Here is a 3,615-nt window from a genome sequence, read left to right on the forward strand (position 1 = left end):
ATAATTAACTTTCTGGCAATTATTAGTTTAATTGTGTATATAATATGTTTGTTGACTAAACCGAAGTATTCTATATTTCTATCTGTTGGTATGCTTATATGCGAATTCGGGTTAGACAAATATATCAACTTTTCATTTATCAATAAATTTTTGATTTTATTTGCAATTCTTATATGTATATTCAAATATGGCATGAAAAAAATTACAAGGATTCCGCTTGTTTTGTTAGGAATATTATTCTGTACGAATTTAATAGTAATGTTTTCTAGAGAAACAAACACATATTCATTTACTGATTTTATTACTGCATTTTCTACACTTTCAATAGGTTTTTTAATATTCTATATAAAATGGAATGAAAATGATGTAATAAAAGGACTAAAAGTATTAAGTTATTTATCAGTTATCAATGTTGCTATAGGAATTTTAATGAAAGGATATCTTTTATCAAGTGACTTGAGGATAGTATCTGGTGGGATACTACCACATTTGGTCTTTTATTCTTCTATTGGTATGTACGCATCTGCAGTTCTATTTGAGAAATTTGGTAAAAAGAAGTATAGAAAATTGATAATTATTAACTTAATAATTACATTTTTGTCACAAATGCGAGGAGGCACTATTTTCGCTCTAATTTTGTTTATTCAAATTATCATACCATACATAAAAAAGCTGAAAAAAAAGACAGTAGTATATGCAGTAGTTCTTTCACCAATAGTTATTTTTATTAGTTATTTAATGTTTGGAAAAATGATATCGAGAACTCTAAATATAGGGGCTGATTATGGAGTAGGTTTTTTAAATACATCAAGTAGATTTTATGTATGGGGGGAGATGCTTAAATTATCTCGAGGTAATAGAATTTTTGGATTAGGCATTGGTTATATTAAAACTCTTGATGAATTTTTCACTGATTTAGGGTTTATTTCTCCACATAATGAATATATTAAATTTTTTGTGGAAAGTGGTTTTATAGGATTAGGAGTATTATTAATTTGCTTTACAATTATATTTTTTATAGTTTATAAAAATAATTGTTTTGTTAAAAGTAGAAAAGGAATGATCAGAGCACTGATTATTGGATTTGTGTTTTTTAGTTTTACAGATAATACAATTTCAGCAATTGAATTTTGGGCTCCATTTACTTTGTGCCTATCATTTCTTTATGAAAAAACTAATATTACTACTTAATCAATATTTAAAGAATAATAATAAAAACATAGTAAATTCTATATTTTTATTATACATGGAGGAAGGTATGAATAAACCTTTAGTAAGTATAAGTTGCATAACATATAATCATGAAAAGTATATATCTGATGCATTATATAGTTTTTTAATGCAAAAAACAGATTTTGATTTTGAAATACTTATTCATGATGATGCTTCCACTGATAGAACGGCTGATGTAATAAAAGATTATCAAAGAAGATATCCTAATATAATTAAGCCAATATATCAAACTGAAAATCAATATAGCAAAGGACGTAGAAGAATTTTCTATTTATTTAATGATTCTAGAGCTGTTGGTAAATATATTGCATTATGTGAGGGAGATGATTTTTGGACAGATCCATATAAGTTACAAAAGCAAGTAGATTATATGCAAAAAAATCCTGAATGTAGTATGTGCATTCATTCAGCAGATATAGTAGATGGTGATAGAAAGCTTCAAGGAATAAAAGTTAGACCATATAAAGAGAACCGTACTGTTTTAATAGATGATTTAATAATGGGAGGAGGAGGTTTTTGTGCAACAGCATCTATTATGTATTGTAAGAAGGATATTGAAAATTTACCACAGTTTTTTATGGATGCACATGTTGCAGATTACCCACTTCAATTAATACTTGCAAGCAAAGGACAAGTATATTATATAGATGAATCTATGTCTGCTTATAGAGTTGGAATTCAGGGAGCTTGGACAACAAATTTATATTCTGGAAAGGATTCAAGAGAGAAGGATATTAAAAATTGCGAAAATGATATTAAATTGTTAAAGGGATTTAATATTTATACAATGCATAGATATAAGAAAACAATTGATTTAGTAATTAAGAATAGGCAAATGCTGATATTATTAATAAGTAGGAAAAAAGGTGAGATAAAGAAATCACAATGTAGAGAATATTATAATAATCTAAAAATTAATTATAAATTTAAGATTAATATAAAATATTATTTTCCTAAACTAATCAAAAGAATAAGAGCAGTAATAAAATATATAAAGGTCTATGCATATAATCTAAAAAGAATATAGTAACTTACATTAGATGGAGGGATATTAAAATGATTGAAGGTGATAACAAAAATACTAAAGGAAAAGTCATCAATAGTTTGTTTTGGAAATTGATGGAGCGTGGAGGAGTTCAAGGAATACAATTTATAGTACAAATTGTATTAGCTAGAATTTTATCACCTAACGACTATGGAATTATATCATTGTTAACAATATTTATAGCTTTAGCTAATGTTTTTATTCAAAGTGGATTTAATACAGCATTAATTCAAAAAAAGAATGTAAAAGAAGAAGATTTTTCATCAGTATTATATATAAGTCTGGTTGTATCTACTATACTTTATATTATTTTATTTTTTGCCTCTCCATTTATAGCTAATTTTTACAAGATTGCAGAATTAAAACAGGTATTAAGAGTGTTAGCAATTATATTATTCTTTGGTGCATTTAATTCTATCCAGAATGCAATAATTGCAAGAACAATGCAGTTTAAAAAATTATTCATTGGAAGTGTATTTTCTATATTGATATCAGGTATAGTTGGAATAACTTTAGCTTATTCAGGATTTGGAGTTTGGGCACTAGTGGCACAACAAATAGTAAATCAAGTATCTATAACTTTTATACTTTGGTTTACATTAAAATGGAGACCAAAATTAATTTTTTCTATTAATAGAGTGGGGAATTTATTTTCTTATGGATGGAAATTATTAGTATCTTCTTTAATAGATACAATATATATGAATTTAAGAGGGCTTATTGTAGGAAAAGTTTATGCATCTAATATGTTAGCTTTCTATAATAGGGGAGAGCAGTTTCCGCAATTAATAGTTAATAATATTAATGGGTCAATTCAATCCGTTATGCTACCTACGTTATCTGCAGAGCAAGAGAATAAAAAAAGAGTAAAAGAATTGGTAAGGAGATCAATTGTAACAAGCTCATTTTTAATATTTCCAATGATGATAGGACTAGCTGTTGTAGGAGAGCCTTTAATAAAAATACTTTTGACAGATAAATGGTTGCCAGCTGTACCATTTATGCAAATTTTCTGTTTATCATATGCCTTATGGCCTATACACACTTCTAACTTACAAGCTATTAATGCCCTTGGAAGAAGTGATATATATTTAAAATTAGAAATTATAAAAAAAATAATTGGTATTATTATTTTAATTATTTCAATGTTTTATGGTATATATGCAATTGCTTTAGGTGGATTGTTATCAGGGATAATTTCTTCATTTATAAACGCATATCCAAATTTGAAACTCTTAAATTATGGTTATAAAGAACAAATAAAAGATATACTTCCTTCATTATTGTTATCTATTATTATGGGGGGAGTTGCCTATAGTATTTTATATCTTAATATG

General features: G+C 26.4%; 3 protein-coding genes. All 3 read left to right on the forward strand.

The window, feature by feature from the left end; translation table 11 throughout:
• The first annotated feature begins 222 nt into the window (after positions 1 to 222).
• Entirely contained in the window at positions 223 to 1,191 is a 969-nt protein-coding gene (locus E6248_RS14445) for an O-antigen ligase family protein (RefSeq protein ID WP_316341484.1), read from the forward strand.
• A gap of 67 nt (positions 1,192 to 1,258) precedes the next feature.
• A complete protein-coding gene (locus tag E6248_RS14450; RefSeq protein WP_316341485.1) occupies positions 1,259 to 2,260 on the forward strand; it encodes a glycosyltransferase in 1,002 nt (333 codons plus the stop codon).
• A 29-nt stretch (positions 2,261 to 2,289) separates the two neighbouring features.
• The coding region (locus tag E6248_RS14455; protein ID WP_316341486.1) for a lipopolysaccharide biosynthesis protein at positions 2,290 to 3,615 on the forward strand (1,326 nt) is incomplete at its 3' end.

This window comes from Clostridium sp. (assembly GCF_032552055.1).
GTDB lineage: Bacteria > Bacillota > Clostridia > Clostridiales > Clostridiaceae > Clostridium.

Coding starts and splice junctions, on each gene's coding strand:
- E6248_RS14450 (WP_316341485.1), top strand. CDS start 1,259: ATGAATAAACCTTTAGTAAGTATAAGTTGCATAACATATAATCATGAA.